This is a genomic window from Stenotrophomonas sp. P5_B8 (assembly GCF_054049855.1).
The window spans coordinates 1-989 of the sequence record NZ_JBFULO010000755.1 but is presented as its reverse complement, the minus strand read 5'-3'; the positions used below and the strand labels follow the sequence as shown (position 1 = coordinate 989).

Sequence of the window (989 nt, the reverse complement as noted above, 5' to 3'; positions counted from 1 at the left end):
GGATACTGCACCGCAACGCGAGCTACCGCTGATTTCAGCTTGCTGCATTTGTTGTTCAGTTCCCATGGCGAGCGAGGTCCGCCGAGCTTGATCTCAAGGCGCCCATCTCCCCGCCGGCTAAGCCATGTCCAGAGGCGGTYAGTCAAGCTTTCTAGCGCGGGCCGTGCCTGTCGCAAGGCCTCGCGCTTCTCATCGTCCGCCAGCGCCTGCTGGGCCAACAGTACGTAGTTCTTCGTCGGCGGGTCGCTGTCGACGCGCAGTTCGTGCTCACCCTGGTGCGGGAGGAACTTGTAGCGCTTGATCGCTCCGGCGCGGCGAGCGCCCAGTTCCTGCTGAATCCGGTGCAGAAACTCCTCGGCGTGCGAGGTGAGGATGACCTGCTTGCCGTCGAGCACGCCATCCTCGAAGAAGGTGCGCCAGATGCCGTCACGGTGGTCATCATCGATCGCGTTGACGACGTCGTCGAAGATGACCACGGGGCATCCCTGTGCGATGTTCTTGGCCAGCAGGATCGCCAGTCCCAGGCACTTGATGTGCCCCTCGCTAAAGACGACCAACGCGTCATAGCGCACGCCAGGTTCGCCGGTGAACTCGACTTCGATCTTGCCATTCTCGGCGACCGGCAGCCACAACGCATGCAGCAGGTCGCCGGGCGGATCGGCGCGGTTGAACGCGTTGTAGAGGTTGCGAGCCTGCTCTCCAAGGCCCTGGAGCAGCAGGCCCGGCAAGGCCGCCAGGTAGGCCTGGATCTCAGGCAGGTAGCCGCTGTAGGCGGCCTGGATGCGCTGGTGGTGCGCGATGACCGGCACTTCGGCCGCGGCAGCATCGATCAGGGCACGGTTGGCCTCAACGAACTGGGCCACGGTCTGCCGGGCGGTGGCCAGTTCCTGGTCTGCGGTCGTGCGCAGAGTCTTCAGCCGCTCGATCTCCAGCCGTTGCTGGTCCAAGACATCTCGTTCCTGAGCCAGCGCTCCACGCAAGGCATGTGC

1 pseudogene is annotated in these 989 nt (G+C 64.3%); it reads right to left on the bottom strand.

The features are described from left to right. Positions 1 to 947 (bottom strand): annotated as a pseudogene (locus tag ACXJKH_RS21245) (ATPase); the annotation flags it as partial. Positions 948 to 989: the final 42 nt, after the last annotated feature.